Origin of the sequence: Streptomyces alboflavus (genome assembly GCF_000716675.1) — a bacterium.
GTDB lineage: Bacteria > Actinomycetota > Actinomycetes > Streptomycetales > Streptomycetaceae > Streptomyces > Streptomyces alboflavus.
On the sequence record NZ_JNXT01000008.1, the window covers coordinates 141451 to 154879 of the forward strand.

General features: G+C 73.0%; 12 protein-coding genes. 4 read left to right on the top strand and 8 right to left on the bottom strand.

Translation table 11 applies throughout. From position 1 onward, the window contains the following. Positions 1-79: 79 nt before the first annotated feature. The 5 genes from OO63_RS08880 to OO63_RS08900 form a co-directional block, all read right to left on the bottom strand. Positions 80-1675, bottom strand: coding sequence for an ABC transporter substrate-binding protein (locus tag OO63_RS08880; RefSeq protein ID WP_031192335.1), 1596 nt, complete (start codon positions 1673-1675; stop codon positions 80-82). A gap of 111 nt (positions 1676-1786) precedes the next feature. After that, complete coding sequence (locus tag OO63_RS08885; protein ID WP_031192336.1) at positions 1787-2902, bottom strand: acyl-CoA dehydrogenase family protein; 1116 nt, start codon at positions 2900-2902, stop codon at positions 1787-1789. Then, positions 2899-4080: an acyl-CoA dehydrogenase family protein gene (locus OO63_RS08890; RefSeq protein WP_031192337.1), complete on the bottom strand. Its 1182-nt coding sequence runs from the start codon at positions 4078-4080 to the stop codon at positions 2899-2901. The genes OO63_RS08885 and OO63_RS08890 overlap by 4 nt, the downstream gene beginning before the upstream one ends. Further along, positions 4077-5054 carry an NADPH:quinone oxidoreductase family protein gene (locus tag OO63_RS08895; RefSeq protein WP_031192338.1) on the bottom strand — a complete coding sequence of 326 codons (978 nt, stop codon included), beginning with the start codon at positions 5052-5054 and terminating at the stop codon, positions 4077-4079. Before OO63_RS08895 ends, OO63_RS08890 begins: the two co-directional genes overlap by 4 nt. Positions 5055-5185: 131 nt before the next feature. After that, complete coding sequence (locus tag OO63_RS08900) at positions 5186-5899, bottom strand: helix-turn-helix domain-containing protein (protein ID WP_078619026.1); 714 nt, start codon at positions 5897-5899, stop codon at positions 5186-5188. Between the two features lie 138 nt (positions 5900-6037). Here OO63_RS08900 and OO63_RS08905 point away from each other — a divergent pair, with 138 nt between their 5' ends. Further along, positions 6038-6994, top strand: coding sequence for an SDR family oxidoreductase (locus tag OO63_RS08905; RefSeq protein WP_031192340.1), 957 nt, complete (start codon positions 6038-6040; stop codon positions 6992-6994). A gap of 194 nt (positions 6995-7188) precedes the next feature. Here the strand turns inward: OO63_RS08905 and OO63_RS08910 are convergent, their stop codons facing one another. From OO63_RS08910 to OO63_RS08920, 3 genes are all read right to left on the bottom strand, one after another. Continuing rightward, positions 7189-8025, bottom strand: coding sequence for an enoyl-CoA hydratase/isomerase family protein (locus OO63_RS08910; RefSeq protein ID WP_031192341.1), 837 nt, complete (start codon positions 8023-8025; stop codon positions 7189-7191). Positions 8026-8091: 66 nt separating this feature from the next. Beyond that, positions 8092-8850 (bottom strand): PIG-L deacetylase family protein, encoded by a 759-nt coding sequence (locus OO63_RS08915; protein WP_031192342.1) that lies wholly within the window; start codon positions 8848-8850, stop codon positions 8092-8094. Positions 8851-8954: 104 nt separating this feature from the next. Then, a complete protein-coding gene (locus OO63_RS08920) occupies positions 8955-10256 on the bottom strand; it encodes an alpha/beta fold hydrolase (protein ID WP_030363778.1) in 1302 nt (433 codons plus the stop codon). 162 nt (positions 10257-10418) lie between these two features. Here OO63_RS08920 and OO63_RS08925 point away from each other — a divergent pair, with 162 nt between their 5' ends. The 3 genes from OO63_RS08925 to OO63_RS08935 are packed head-to-tail and all read left to right on the top strand — an operon-like array spanning position 10419 to position 13395. Then, the gene (locus tag OO63_RS08925) at positions 10419-11174 is read left to right on the top strand and encodes a (Fe-S)-binding protein (RefSeq protein WP_031192343.1); all 756 of its coding nucleotides are present in this window, start codon (positions 10419-10421) and stop codon (positions 11172-11174) included. Continuing rightward, positions 11171-12742 carry a lactate utilization protein B gene (locus OO63_RS08930; protein WP_051810669.1) on the top strand — a complete coding sequence of 524 codons (1572 nt, stop codon included), beginning with the start codon at positions 11171-11173 and terminating at the stop codon, positions 12740-12742. Before OO63_RS08925 ends, OO63_RS08930 begins: the two co-directional genes overlap by 4 nt. Next, complete coding sequence (locus tag OO63_RS08935) at positions 12739-13395, top strand: LutC/YkgG family protein (RefSeq protein WP_031192345.1); 657 nt, start codon at positions 12739-12741, stop codon at positions 13393-13395. Before OO63_RS08930 ends, OO63_RS08935 begins: the two co-directional genes overlap by 4 nt. Positions 13396-13429: the final 34 nt, after the last annotated feature.

A 13429-nucleotide genomic window follows, 5' to 3' on the forward strand; every position in this document is an offset into this window, starting at 1 on the left:
AGCGCCCGCCGCCCCCGCCCGGCCGCCGGGGCGGGCCCGGCGGACTCGGTGGGGTCGGCGGACTCGGTGGGAGCCGACGTCACTTGTTCGGCTGCCAGTCCTCGACGTTCCACCACGGGCCGGACGCGAGGCCGTGGTCGTGCGGCTCGACCTGCGTGGACAGCTCACCGAAGGACTTGTTCACCACGTACAGGTGGTCGATGTGGGTGAGGAAGGTGTAGCCGGGGTTCTTGACCAGCTCGCGCTGGATCGTGTCGTACGCGGCCTGGCGCTTCGCGTGGTCACCGCTCCTGCGGGCGTCCTCCAGGGCCTTGTCGACCTTGGGGTTGTCGTAGTGCGCCATGTTGTTGAAGCCGTCACCGGCGAGCGCGGAGTTCAGGAGCGTGTACTGGTCGAAGTCCGGGTCGGCCGGGGAGCCGCCGCCCGCGAGGACCGCGTCCTTGGCCATGCGGGGCTCGATGACCTCCCAGGTGCCGGACTGCACCTCGGCCTTGATGCCGAGCTTCTTGGCGTCGGACGCGTAGGCGAGGGCGTGGTCCTGGCGGAGCTTGTCGCCGGTGAGGTACCAGAGGGGGAACTTCGCCTGGACGCCGTCCTTCTCGCGGATGCCGTCCTTGCCGGGCTTCCAGCCGGCGTCGTCGAGGATCTTCTTGGCCGCCTCGACGTCGAACTTCCGCTCGGTGCCCTTGGTGAACCAGGGGCTGTCCGTCGGCACCGGGCCGTAGGCCTCCTTGCCCGCGCCCTCCAGGATCTGGTCGACCATGGTCTTGCGGTCCACGCCGACGTCGAGGGCGCGCCGGATGTCGGTGTCGCCCGCGACCTTGTTGCCGGTCGGCAGGGTCACGACGCGGTAGTCGAAGGTCTTGGCGGCGTACGTCTGCTTGCCACCGTCGGACTCGAACGTCTTGGCGAGGTTGGGCGGCAGGATGGCGCCGTCGAGGTCGCCGGTGCGCAGGCGGGTCGCGCGCACGTCGTCGTCCTTGACGATGGCCATGGTGAAGTTCTTGACCTTCGGCGCACCGCCCCAGTAGCCGGGGTTGGCCTTGAAGACGAGCTTCTCGCCCTTGGACCACTTCACCAGCTCGTACGGTCCGGTGCCGACGGGCTTGGTGGTGAAGGCGCCGGTGTTCACGTCCTGCTTGCCCGCGATGTGCTGGGGCGCGATGGGCAGGACGGTCCGCTCGGCGAACGGCGCGTAGGGGTACTTGAGGTGGAAGACGACGGTGCCGTCGCCCTTGGCCTCGACGCTCTTGAGGGCGTCCAGCTCGGTCTTGGAGGCGTTGTTCGTCTTCTTGTCGAGGATGGTCTCGTACGTGAAGACGACGTCCTTGGCCGTGAAAGGCTTGCCGTCGCTGAACTTGACGCCCTTGCGCAGCTCGTACGTGTACGTCTTGCCGTCGTCGCCGACCTTCGGCAGCTTCGCGGCGAGCGCGGGCCGCAGCTTCATGTCCGCGTCGTGTGTGAGCAGCCCGTCGAAGATCTTGGAGTTGCCGTCCTTGCCGTAGCCGAGGAGCGGGCTCAGGGTCTCGGGCTCGTACGCGATGCCGACGACGGCGGACGTCTTGGCGCCGCCACCGCCCTTGCCGTCGTCCGGCGCCGAGCAGGCCGTGGCGGCGACCGCCAATGCGGCCGCCGCCGCGACGGCACCGGTGCCACGTATCGATCCGGCCCTCATGCTCCACACCCCTACACAAGATCAAGTGTTATTGCGAATGGCTCGCAATTATGCCTCATGTAATGGGCGGGTAATGGCCGGGTCCCATACGGCTCCGGGACTACGACCAGGTCAGGGCGTTGCGGGCGCGGGGAGGTCGACCAGGTCGGCCAATTCCGTCCGGTGCCGTCCCGCCGTGCCCAGAGCGATCGAGTCGGCCTTGGCCCGCTTCAGGTACAGATGGACGGGGTGCTCCCACGTCATGCCGATACCGCCGTGCAGCTGGAGCGCCTCCTCGGCGGCGCGCACCGCGACGGGGGCCGCGTAGGCCTGCGCGAGGGCCGCCGCGAGGTTCGGCTCGTCGCTGCCGGTGGCGAGGGCGTCGGCGGCGTGCCGGGCGGCGGCGCGGGTGTTGACCACGCGCAGCCAGAGGTCGGCGAGGCGGTGCTTGAGGGCCTGGAAGGAGCCGACGGGCCGGTTGAACTGGTGGCGTTCCTTCAGATAGGCGACGGTCTGCGTCAAGCACCATTCGGCGAGGCCGAGTTGCTCGGAGGCGAGCAGTCCGGCCCCGGAGCGCAGGCCGAGGCGGACGGCCGCGTCCGCTTCCGCGCCCTCGGCGAGCAGGCGCGCGGGGGCGCCGTCGAGGGTGACGGTGGCCAGCGGGCGGGTGCGGTCGAGGGAGGTCAGCGGGGTGACGGTGGCGCCGTCGCGGCCGGTGTCGACGGCGAAGAGGCCGCCGTCGGCGGGGACGAGCAGGATGTCGGCGACGGCCGCGTCCGCGACGCCGGTCACCTCGCCGCGCAGGGCGCCGCCCTCGTGCCGGACCCTGGTGTGGACCGCGCCCGGCGCGGTGGCGAAGGGCACGGCGAGCGCGCCCACGGTACGGCCGGACGCGAGCGCGGCGAGCAGCTCCGCCGCCGGGTCACCGGTGCAGGCGAGGAGCGTCTCGGTGGCGATGACGGCGCTCGTCAGATACGGCACCGGTGCCACCGCGCGCCCCAACTCCTCCAGGACGACGGCCGCTTCGCGGTGCGTGGCGCCCTGCCCGCCGCGGTCCTCGGGCACCAGGAGACCGGCGAGGCCCATGCTGTCGGCGAGGGTCTTCCACAGCTCGCGGTCGTGCGGCTGCTCCGACTCGGTGCGGGCGAGGACGTCGGCCGGGTCGCAGCGATCGGCCAGGAGGGAGCGCACGGCGGAGCGCAGCGCCTCTTCTTCCTCCGTGTACAGCAGGTCACTCTGCGTCGTCATCGAGTCAGGTCCTTCCAGGCGACGTCCTTGTCGGTGCGCGGTTCCGACGGCAGGCCGAGAACGCGCTCGGCGACGATGTTGAGCAGGACCTCGCTGGTCCCGCCCTCGATGCTGTTGCCCTTGGAGCGCAGATAGCGGTAGCCCGCCTCGCGCCCGGTGAAGTCGACCTGGTCGGGCCGGCGCATCGTCCAGTCGTCGTACAACAGGCCCTCGTCGCCGAGGAGTTCCACCTCCAGACCGCTGATCTCCTGGTTGAGGCGGGCGAAGCCGAGCTTCATGCCGGAGCCTTCGGGTCCCGGCTGGCCCTGGGCGAGCTGCTGGCGCAGGCGGTCGCCGGTGAGCCGGGCGACCTCCGCCTCCACCCAGAGGGTGAGCAGGCGCTGGTGCAGGTCGTGGGTGCGCAGTTCGGGGCGTTCGCGCCAGGCCTCGGCGACGGGGCCGATCATGCCGCCCTCGCGGGGGATGCGCATGCCGCCGATGGAGACGCGCTCGTTCATGAGGGTCGTCTGCGCGACCTTCCAGCCCTCGCCGACCGCGCCGAGGCGGCGGGTGTCGGGGATGCGCACGCCGCTGAGGAAGACCTCGTTGAACTCGGCTTCGCCGGTGATCTGGCGCAGCGGCCGCACCTCGACGCCGGGGTCGGTCATGTCGCAGATGAAGTACGTGATGCCGCGGTGCTTGGGCACGTCCGGGTCGGTGCGGGCGATGAGGATGCCCCAGCGGGCGACGTGCGCGCTGGACGTCCACACCTTCTGCCCGTCCACGGCCCAGCTCTCGCCGTCGCGGACGGCGCGGGTGCCGAGCGCCGCGAGGTCGGATCCGGCGCCGGGCTCGCTGAACAGCTGGCACCACACCTCCTCGCCGACCCACAGGGGCCGCAGGAAGCGGCGCTTCTGCTCGTCCGTGCCGAAGCCGAGGATGGTGGGCGCGGCCATGCCGAGGCCGATGCCGATGCGGCGCGGGTCGTTGTCGGGCGCGCCCGCGGCCTCCAGCTCGGCGTCCACGACGGCCTGCAGGGTGCGCGGGGCGCCCAGGCCGCCGAGGCCTTCGGGGTAGTGCACCCAGGCCAGTCCGGCGTCGAAGCGGGCCTTCAGGAAATCGGTGCGGTCCGTGGTCGCCGGGGGGTGCGCGGCGAGCAGGTCCTGGGTGCGGCGGCGGAGTGCGGCGGCGTCCGTCATGCGGCGGCCTCCTCGGGGAGGGCGGGCAGCACGGTCACGCGGCCGGTGGTGGTGCCGTCGGCGACGCGCTGAACGGCGGCCGCGGCCCGGCCGAGCGGCAGGCGCTCGCTCACCAGGGGCTTGACGGCGCCCTTCGCGGCCAGCTCGGTGAGGTGGTCGTGGCACTCCAGGACGGCGCGCGGGTCCTTGGTGTTGTACAGGCCCCAGTGCAGACCGACGATCGAGTAGTTCTTCACCAGGGCGTGATTGAGGGCGGGCGTCGGGATGGCGCCGCTCGCGAAGCCGACGACGAGGATGCGGCCCTCGAAGGCCACGCACTTGGCGGACTTGGCGTAGGCGTCGCCGCCGACCGGGTCGTACACGACGTCGGCGCCGCGGCCGCCGGTGGCCTCCTTCACGGCGCCCACGATGTCGTCGGCGCGCCGGTCGATCACCAGGTCGCAGCCGAGCCCGCGCGCGACCTCGGCCTTCTCCGGGCCGCCGACGACGCCGATGACGCGGGCGCCCGCCGCCCTGCCGAGCTGCACGGCCGCACTGCCGACGCCGCCCGCGGCCGCGTGCACGAGCAGCGTCTCGCCCTCCTTGAGGTGCGCGCGCCGGTGCAGCCCGAACCAGCCGGTCTGGTAGCCGATGTGCAGCGCGGCGGCCTCCGCGTCGTCGAGGGCGTCCGGCGCGGGCAGCAGGGCGGCGGCGTCCGCGACGGCGTACTCGGCGAGGCCGCCGTGCGGCAGCGCCGGGTTGGCGATGACGCGCCGCCCGTCCTCGGTCTCGCCGCAGATCTCCACGCCCGGCGTGAACGGCAGCGGCGGGGTGATCTGGTACTGCCCCCGGCAGAGCAGCGCGTCGGGGAAGTTGATGTTCGCGGCGCGGACCTTCAGGAGCACCTGCCCGTCGCCGGGCACGGGCCGCTCCGCCTCTTCGAGCCGCATCACCTCGCCCGGCTCGCCGTTGCGGTGTACGTGCCATGCGCGCATGCGGGGCCTCCACGCTGTAGTCGACCGTGCTCAGGATGCATACTAAGCGGTCGCTTGCCCGGAAGGGAACAGCGCGGCCCGCACCGGCGGCACCCCCTCCCTCACTCCCCCTTGCTCCCTCTTACTCCCGCTTACTCCCTCTTGCCGCCCTTCACCGCGGGCCGCGCCCGTACGTGCATGCGCTCCCCCTGCGGCCCGAAGAGGCTCAGGAACTCCACCGGACCCTCCCCCGTGGACCCGAACCAGTGCGGCACGCGCGTGTCGAACTCCGCCGCCTCGCCGGGGCCGAGCACCACGTCGTGCTCGGCGAGCACGAGGCGCAGCCGCCCCGAGAGGACGTACAGCCACTCGTAGCCCTCATGGGTCCGCGGGTCGGGCGTGTCGGTGCGCGGGGGCTCGATGACCTTGTACGCCTGGAGCCCGCCGGGCTGCCGGGTCAGCGGCACCATCGTCCGCCCGTGCCGGACGATCGGCTTGGCCCGCACCCGCGGGTCACCCACCGGCGGGGCGCCGACCAGCTCGTCGAGGGGCACCTGGTGGGCGCGGGCGATGGGCAGGAGCAGTTCGAGGCTGGGCCTGCGCCCGCCCGACTCCAGGCGGGACAGGGTGCTGACGGAGATACCGGTGGCCTCGGAAAGCCCGGCGAGGGTGGCGCCGCGCTCCTTGCGGATCTTGCGGAGGCGGGGGCCGACGGCGGTGAGGACCTTGTCGGTGTCGTCGCCGGATCCGGAGTCGGGGGCGAGGGGAGAGTCGTGCGGGCCGGAGGCGAGGGTGGAGTCGTGCGGGCCGGAGGCAGGGGCGGAGTCGTGCGGGTCGTGGACGTCGGACTTCTTTGCGCTTCCCATGCTCCCATTGCAGAATCAGCAAGCCGATATGTCAATCCAGCACCTTGATGGTGCCCCACCCCGCCCCATCCCGTGCTGTCCGGTACTGCCCCGCGCCGCCTCTGGAACTTTGCGAGCCGCCGCGCTATCGATGCGCCCATGACGAGCGACGGCGCCCAAGGGCCCACCACCGACGGCACACCCACAGACGGGACGCCCACAGACGACGCACGCACCGCCCCCGGCACGCCCCCGCTTCCCGGCCTCCCCACCCCTCCCCCACCCGGAGCGAGCGCCCTACCACCCGGCACCTTCGACGGCACCGTCGCCCTGGTCACCGGCGGCGGCAGCGGCCTAGGCCGGGCGATCGCGGCCGAATTCGCCCGCCTCGGCGCTGATTTGGTGATCGCGAGCCGTAATGAACAACGGCTGACGGCGGCGCGCGCGGAGCTGTCCGAGCTGGGCGGCCGGGTGGCGACGGCGGTGTGCGACATCCGCGACCCGGACCGGGTGGCCGCCGCCTTCGACGCCGCCGAGTCCGCGTACGGCCTGCCCGGCGTCCTGGTGAACAACGCGGCGGCGAACTTCCCCGTACCCGCCGAGGAGATGTCACCCAACGCCTGGCGCGCGGTCCTGGACGCGACGCTCACCGGCACGTTCTTCATGACGCGCGAGTTCGCGCGCCGCCACCTCGCTGCGGGCTCCCCCGGCTCCGTCATCAACATCGGCGCGTCCTACGCCTGGACGGGCGGGCCCGGCTTCGCGCACAGCGCGGCGGCGAAGGCGGGAGTGAAGAGTCTGGTCGAGACGCTGGCGGTGGAGTGGGGGCCGTACGGCATCCAGGTCAACGGCCTGGTGCCGGGCCTGATGCCGCACGAGGACCTGCCCCGGGACATCCGCGACGGCCTCGGCCCGGACCACGCCCTGGCCACCCGCCAGCCCGCCCTCCGCGTCGGCGCCCCGCGCGAACTCGGCTGGGCGGCCACGTTCCTGGCCTCCCCCTACGCCCGCTTCATCACGGGCCACACGCTGGTGGTCGACGGCGCGAACTGGCAGCGGCGGTCGCTGGTGAACCCTGCGGTGGTGCCGGTGCGGGAGCAGTTGGGGCGGGCGTGAGTCCGTCGGGACCGGGTCACCTGGTCAGCTCAAGTGCCCGGTAGTTCTCCAGGATCGCCTGCTTGATCTCCTCGAAGCGCTCCTCCGCGTCCCAGCCCTGCGCGCTGGCGGTGCCCCGCCCCCAGTCGGCCAAGTAGGCCTCGCGGTAACCCGGGAAGTACCGGACGGTCCGGCCCGCCCCGGGCCCCTGCCCCTCACTTCCCCTCGAACTCCGCCTCCCGCCCGCCCGCCTTCGCCGCGTACCCCTCCCCCACGTCCTCCGACGTCAGCGTGACCGCCGCGGTCATCGCCACGCGGTCCAGCGCCCGGCCGAGACCCGCGTCCGCGTAGGCGTCGATGTCCCGCTTCACACCCCGCACGGCGAGGGGCGCGTTCGCGGCGATCTCGGCGGCCACCTCCCGTGCGGTCGGCTCCAGGTCGGTGCGGGGCACGACGAGTTGGGCGAGGTGGAGGCGGGCCGCGGTGGCGGCGTCGATGCGGCGGCCGGTCAGAGCGAGGTACTTGGCCCAGCCCGCGCCCGCATCCCGGGCGACGCGCAGGTCACCGCCCGCGTCGACGGCGACGCCGAGCCGGGCCTCGGGCAGGGCGAACACCGCGTCGTCGGCGGCGATCCGGACGTCCGCCATGAGGGCGAGTTCGAAGCCGAAGCCCAGGCAGTAGCCCTGCACGGCGGCGACGACGGGCTGTGGCAGGCCCGCGAAGGCCCGGAAGCGCTCGTGCGCCCAGCGGATGCCTTCGTAGTAGTTGCCGGTGCGCTCCGCGGCGGAGCGGCCGGTGATGGCGCCGCCCGGCGCGGTGATGTCGATGCCCGCGCAGAACGCCCGGCCCTCGGCCCGGAGCAGGACCGCGCGGATCGAGTCGTCGAAGCGGATGCGGTCGGCGTACAGGCCGAGTTGGCGGGTGGACTCCCAGCTCCAGGCGTTGAGCTTGGCGGGACGGCAGAGGGTGAGGACGCCGACGCCGTCCTCGACGTCGAGGCGAAGGCGGCGCTCCGCACCCTCCGGGATGTCCGTGCTGACGGTGTCGATCACCGGTCCGACCCTCATTCCCGCGCCGGCGGTACGTTCCTGACGTACCGTCAGCCTACGGGCGGCGGCTCAGCGGCTGAAGACCTCGAACGCCACAGCGGGCTTGCCGCCGAAGCGGGGCGCGAGCTGCTCGGCGAAGCCGGTGAGGAAGGTGCGGCAGTACTTCTCGGGGTCCTCGTCGGTGAGGACCTCGATGTACGCGCGGTGTTCGAGCAGGGACTGGACGGCCCGCTCCAGGCCGGGGGTCGCGTCCACCGCGTGGGTCGGCGCGTTGGTGCCCGCGACGGCGACCCAGCGCACGCCGTTCCACGGTTCGAGGCCCTGCTCGGACAGCTCGGGGAAGATCCAGCGGTTGCCCGCGTCGGACGCGGCGTCCAGCGTGGCCCGGCCGACGGCGACGTGGTCGGGGGTGTTCCAGGCGACGCCGCCCCAGGTGTCGCGGTGGTTGAGGGTGATGACCAGCTCGGGCTTGTGCTTGCGGATGGCGGCGGCGATGTCGCGGCGCAGCGCGATGCCGTACTCGATCACCCCGTCCTTGTGGTCGAGGAACTCGACGGTGTCCACGCCGACGACGGCGGCGCTGGCCCGCTGCTCACGCTCGCGCAGCGGCGCGGCCTCGGCGGGCGCGAGGGTGTCGATGCCCGCCTCGCCGCGCGTGGCGAGCACGTACACCACCTCGCGCCCGGCGTCGGTCCACGCGGCGATGGCGCCGGCGCAGCCGTACTCCAGGTCGTCCGGGTGGGCGACGACGGCGAGGGCCCGCTGCCAGTCCTCGGGCATGGGGGCGAGCTGCGTGGGCTCGGCGGCACTGTTCTGCTGGTCGGTCATGGCCGCAGCCTAACCGTGCGCGCCGGGCACCACGAGGTCACATCCCCAGGTCAGAGTGCGCCGCTCGCCGCGTCGCAGTGCGTCTTCTCCAGGGCGGATCCGGTTCAGAGTTCGCCGCGCACCAGGCCGATGAGCCGGTCGAGGACCCGCGGCCCGCTCACCCGCAGGCCGTCGTGCTCGTACTCGTCCGTGACCCAGGTGCGCAGCCCCCGGATCGTGCGGGCGGTGTCCAGGGAGTGCTCGGTGTCGACGAACAGGTCGTCGTGGTACACCGCCGCGGCCACCGGCACCTCGTTCGCGGCGAGGCGTGAACGGTCGTACAGCGCGGGCCAGTCGACGCGGTCGGCGAGGAGGTCGGCCGTCTCCCGCAGCGGGCGCAGGGCGGGGTCGGAGTCGAACATCCAGCGCTGCACGGCCTCGCCGGTGAACAGCGGCGGGGCGCCGTCCGCGAGGCTCTTGCCCGCGTCGAAGCGCGGGAACTGGGCCCGCACCCGCTCCGCGGACCAGGCGGTGGGCCGCCCGCCCTGGGCGTAACAGGCCTCGTGCAGCAGGGCGTACAGCGGCGCTCCGGCGTACGACAGGATGCCCTGGACGGCCTCCTGGAAGGCGTCCGACAGGGCGTGGCCCGCCGGGGTCCGCACGAAGGCGTCCTCCAGGAGGTAGTGCAGCCGGTGGGTGCCGTCGCCGGTGCCGAGCAGAATGCCGAGGGACTGGAAGGCCTCGGTGGTGAATCGGTAGCCGCCGGGCAGGACGGGCTCGTGCTCGGCCACGTACTCGGCGATGCGGCGGGCCCGCTCGGCGTCCTGGGGGTAACGCGCGTAGTGCGCCAGGGACTTGCGCTCCATGCGCGGGTACGCGGCGCGGTACACGTCGTCGGCGTGGCCGTCGAGGGTCGGGAGGCCGCCGGTGATCAGGGTCGCCGCGAGCCCCTCGGGCGCGGCCGACAGGTAGTGCGTCGCGCAGAAGCCGCCGAAGCTCTGGCCGAGGACGGTCCAGGGCGCGCCGCCGGTGACCTCGGTCCGGATCGCCTCGCAGTCGCGCACGATCGCGTCGGCGCGGAAGTGCGCGAGGTAGTCGGCCTGTTCGCGCGGCCCGCCGCGCAGGGGCAGCGTCTGCCGGTTGGCGGGGGTGGAACTGCCGGTGCCGCGCTGGTCGAGCAGCAGCACGCGGTAGTCGCGCAGGGCGCGGCCGAGCCACGCCTGCTTGCCGCTGAACCGGTTGGCACCGAAGCCGGGGCCGCCCTGGAGGTACACCAGCCACGGCAGCTCCGCGCCCTCGCGCCCCGCCGCGACACACTCCCGGGCGAACAGCTCGATCCGCTCACCGCCGGGCTCGTCGTGGTCCAGTGGCACACTGAACCGCCGGTCGCTGAGAACGACTCCGGGCTGTCGGTACGTCTCGCTCAAGCCAACTCCTAAGGAAGCTGTCAGCCCGTCCGGCGTTTGAGGACGAGCCCTCAGGGCGACAGGAGGACCCGCCTCGTCCATGAGGCGACACCCCCTGCCCAAGGCGCCCTCGCCAGATTACGCTGACCGAGGCATCCGATGACTGACTAGGAGGAACCAGCGGTGCGCGTCGCTCTGTTCCTGACGTGTGTCAACGACACGCTCTATCCCGACACGGGCAGGGCCGTGGTGAAGCTCCTGTCCAGGCTGGGTGTCGAGGTGGACTTCCCGGCGGCGCAGACCTGTTGCGGGCAGGCCCACTACAACACCGGTTACCGACATCAGGCGGAGCCGCTCGCCCGGCATTTCTCCGATGTCTTCGGGGAGTACGACGCCATCGTGACGCCGTCCGGGTCGTGCGGGTCGATGGTGCGGGAGCTGTATCCGCGCATGGGCGAGCGGGCGCGCGCCGAGGGCCGTGACGACGGGCTCGCCCGGACGCTGGCGCCGGTGGTGCCGAAGACGTACGAGCTGACCGAGTTCCTGGTGGACGTGCTCGGCGTGACCGACGTGGGCGCGTACTACCCGCACACGGTGACGTACCACCCGACCTGTCACGGCCTGCGCTCCCTCGGCCTCGGCGACCGGCCGACGCGGCTGCTCGCGGCCGTCGAGGGGCTCGACCTCGTGGAGCTGCCGGGCGCGCGGGAGTGCTGCGGCTTCGGCGGGACGTTCGCGGTGAAGAACTCCGACGTCTCGGCGGCGATGGGCACGGACAAGGTGCGCGCCGCCGAGTCGACGGGCGCTGACGTGCTGTGCGCGGCGGACAACTCCTGTCTGATGCACCTCGGCGGCACGATGACGCGCCTGCGCACGGCGATGCGGCCGGTGCACCTCGCGGAGATCCTGGCGAGCACGGAGAAGGAGCCCTGGTCATGAGCGGCACGTACCTCGGGATGCCGGCGTTCCCCGCGGCGGCGCGCGACGCCGTGCGCGATACGACCCTGCGCGCCAATCTGCGCCACGCCACCCACACCATCCGCGACAAACGCGCGAAGGCCGTCGCGGAGCTCGACGACTGGGCGCGGCTGCGCGAAGCCGGGCGGCAGATCAAGGACCACACGCTGCGCCACCTCGGCGAGCATCTGCTGCGCCTGGAGGAGGCGGTGACGGCGGCGGGCGGCACCGTGCACTGGGCCGCCGACGCGGACGAGGCGAACCGCATCGTCACCGATCTGGTCCGGGCCACCGGCGAGCGCGAGGTGGTCAAGGTCAAGTCGATGGCCACGCAGGAGATCGGCCTCAACGAAGCCCTGGAGGCCGCGGGCATCCACGCCTACGAGACCGACCTCGCGGAGCTCATCGTGCAGCTCGGCAAGGACCGCCCGTCGCACATCCTCGTACCCGCCATCCACCGCAACCGCGGCGAGATCCGCGACATCTTCGCGCGCGAGATGGCGCAGTGGGGCCGCCCCGCCCCGGACGGCCTGACGGACGCGCCCGCCGAACTCGCCGAGGCCGCCCGGCTGCACCTGCGGGAGAAGTTCCTGCGCGCCAAGGTCGGCGTCTCGGGGGCGAACTTCATGGTCGCCGAGACCGGCACCATGGTGGTCGTGGAGTCGGAGGGCAACGGGCGGATGTGCCTGACGCTGCCCGAGACGCTGATCTCCGTGGTCGGCATCGAGAAGGTCGTGCCGACGTGGCGGGACCTGGAGGTGTTCCTGCAGACCCTGCCGCGCTCCTCGACGGCCGAGCGCATGAACCCGTACACGTCGATGTGGACCGGCACCACGGACGGCGACGGGCCCACCGCCTTCCACCTCGTGCTCCTCGACAACGGCCGCACCGACACCCTCGCCGACGAGGTCGGCCGCCAGGCCCTGCGCTGCATCCGCTGCTCGGCCTGCCTGAACGTCTGCCCCGTCTACGAACGGGCGGGAGGGCACGCCTACGGCTCGGTCTACCCGGGCCCCATCGGCGCCATCCTCAGCCCCCAGCTGCGCGGCACCGCGAGCGAGATCGACGCCTCCCTGCCCTACGCCTCCAGCCTCTGCGGCGCCTGCTACGAGGTGTGCCCGGTCGCCATCGACATCCCCGAAGTCCTGGTGCACCTGCGCGAACGCGTCGTCCAGGGCGGCGAGTTCACCCGCCACGGCGCGAAAACGACCCTCAAGCCCGCCCGCGGCCACGCGGCCGAGCGGGCCGCCATGCGCGCGGCGGGCCTGGTGTTCGCCCGGCCGGGGCTGCTGCGGGCCGGACAGCGCCTCGCCGCACGGACCCGGCGCGCGCACCCCCGGACGCTGCCGGGGCCGGGCCGGGCGTGGAGCGCGACGCGGGATCTGCCGACGGTGCCGAAGGAGTCGTTCCGCGACTGGTGGCAGCGCACGCAGGGACGCGGCGCGGGACCTGCGGGGTCGTCCGGCACGGCTTCTGGCACGGCTTCTGGCACGGCTTCCGGCACAGCGTCCGCCGAGGGTCGTACCGACGAGGGGAAGGCGGGAGCATGAGTTCCAAGGACGTCATCCTGGGTCGGATCGGCCGGGCGCTCGGCCCGGTCCCCGACGAGCCGTACGAGGCGGCCGTCGACCGGGACTACGCGCGCGAGCACGGCGAACGCACCACCGAGCAGACCGTCGACCTGCTCGCCGAGAACCTCGCCGACTACCGGGCGATCGTGCACCGCACGGGCGAGGACGAGCTGCCGGACCTGCTGATGCGGCTGCTCGCGTATCGCGGCGCCCGGAACGTCCTCGTGCCGCCCGCGCTGCCGCCGGGCTGGCTTGCGGCCGCCGACCCGGTCCGCATCCATGACCGGGCCGCGAGCACCACGGCGGAGCTGGACCGGGCCGACAGCGTCGTCACCGGCTGTGCGATCGCGATCGCCGAGACCGGCACCCTCGTCCTCGACGGCTCCCCCGACCAGGGCCGCCGCCGCATCACCCTCGTCCCCGACCACCACATCTGCGTCGTCCGCGTCCCCGACCAGGTCGTCTCCTCCGTGCCTCAGGCCCTGGAGCGGCTCGACCCCGGGCGCCCGCTCACCTGGATCTCCGGCCCTTCCGCGACCAGCGACATCGAACTCGACCGCGTCGAGGGTGTGCACGGGCCGCGCACGCTGGAGGTGGTCCTGGTGAGCGGGAGCCCCACGGCGGACGCCTGAGCGGTCGCCGAGCGTGTGCGGGGAGGATCACGCA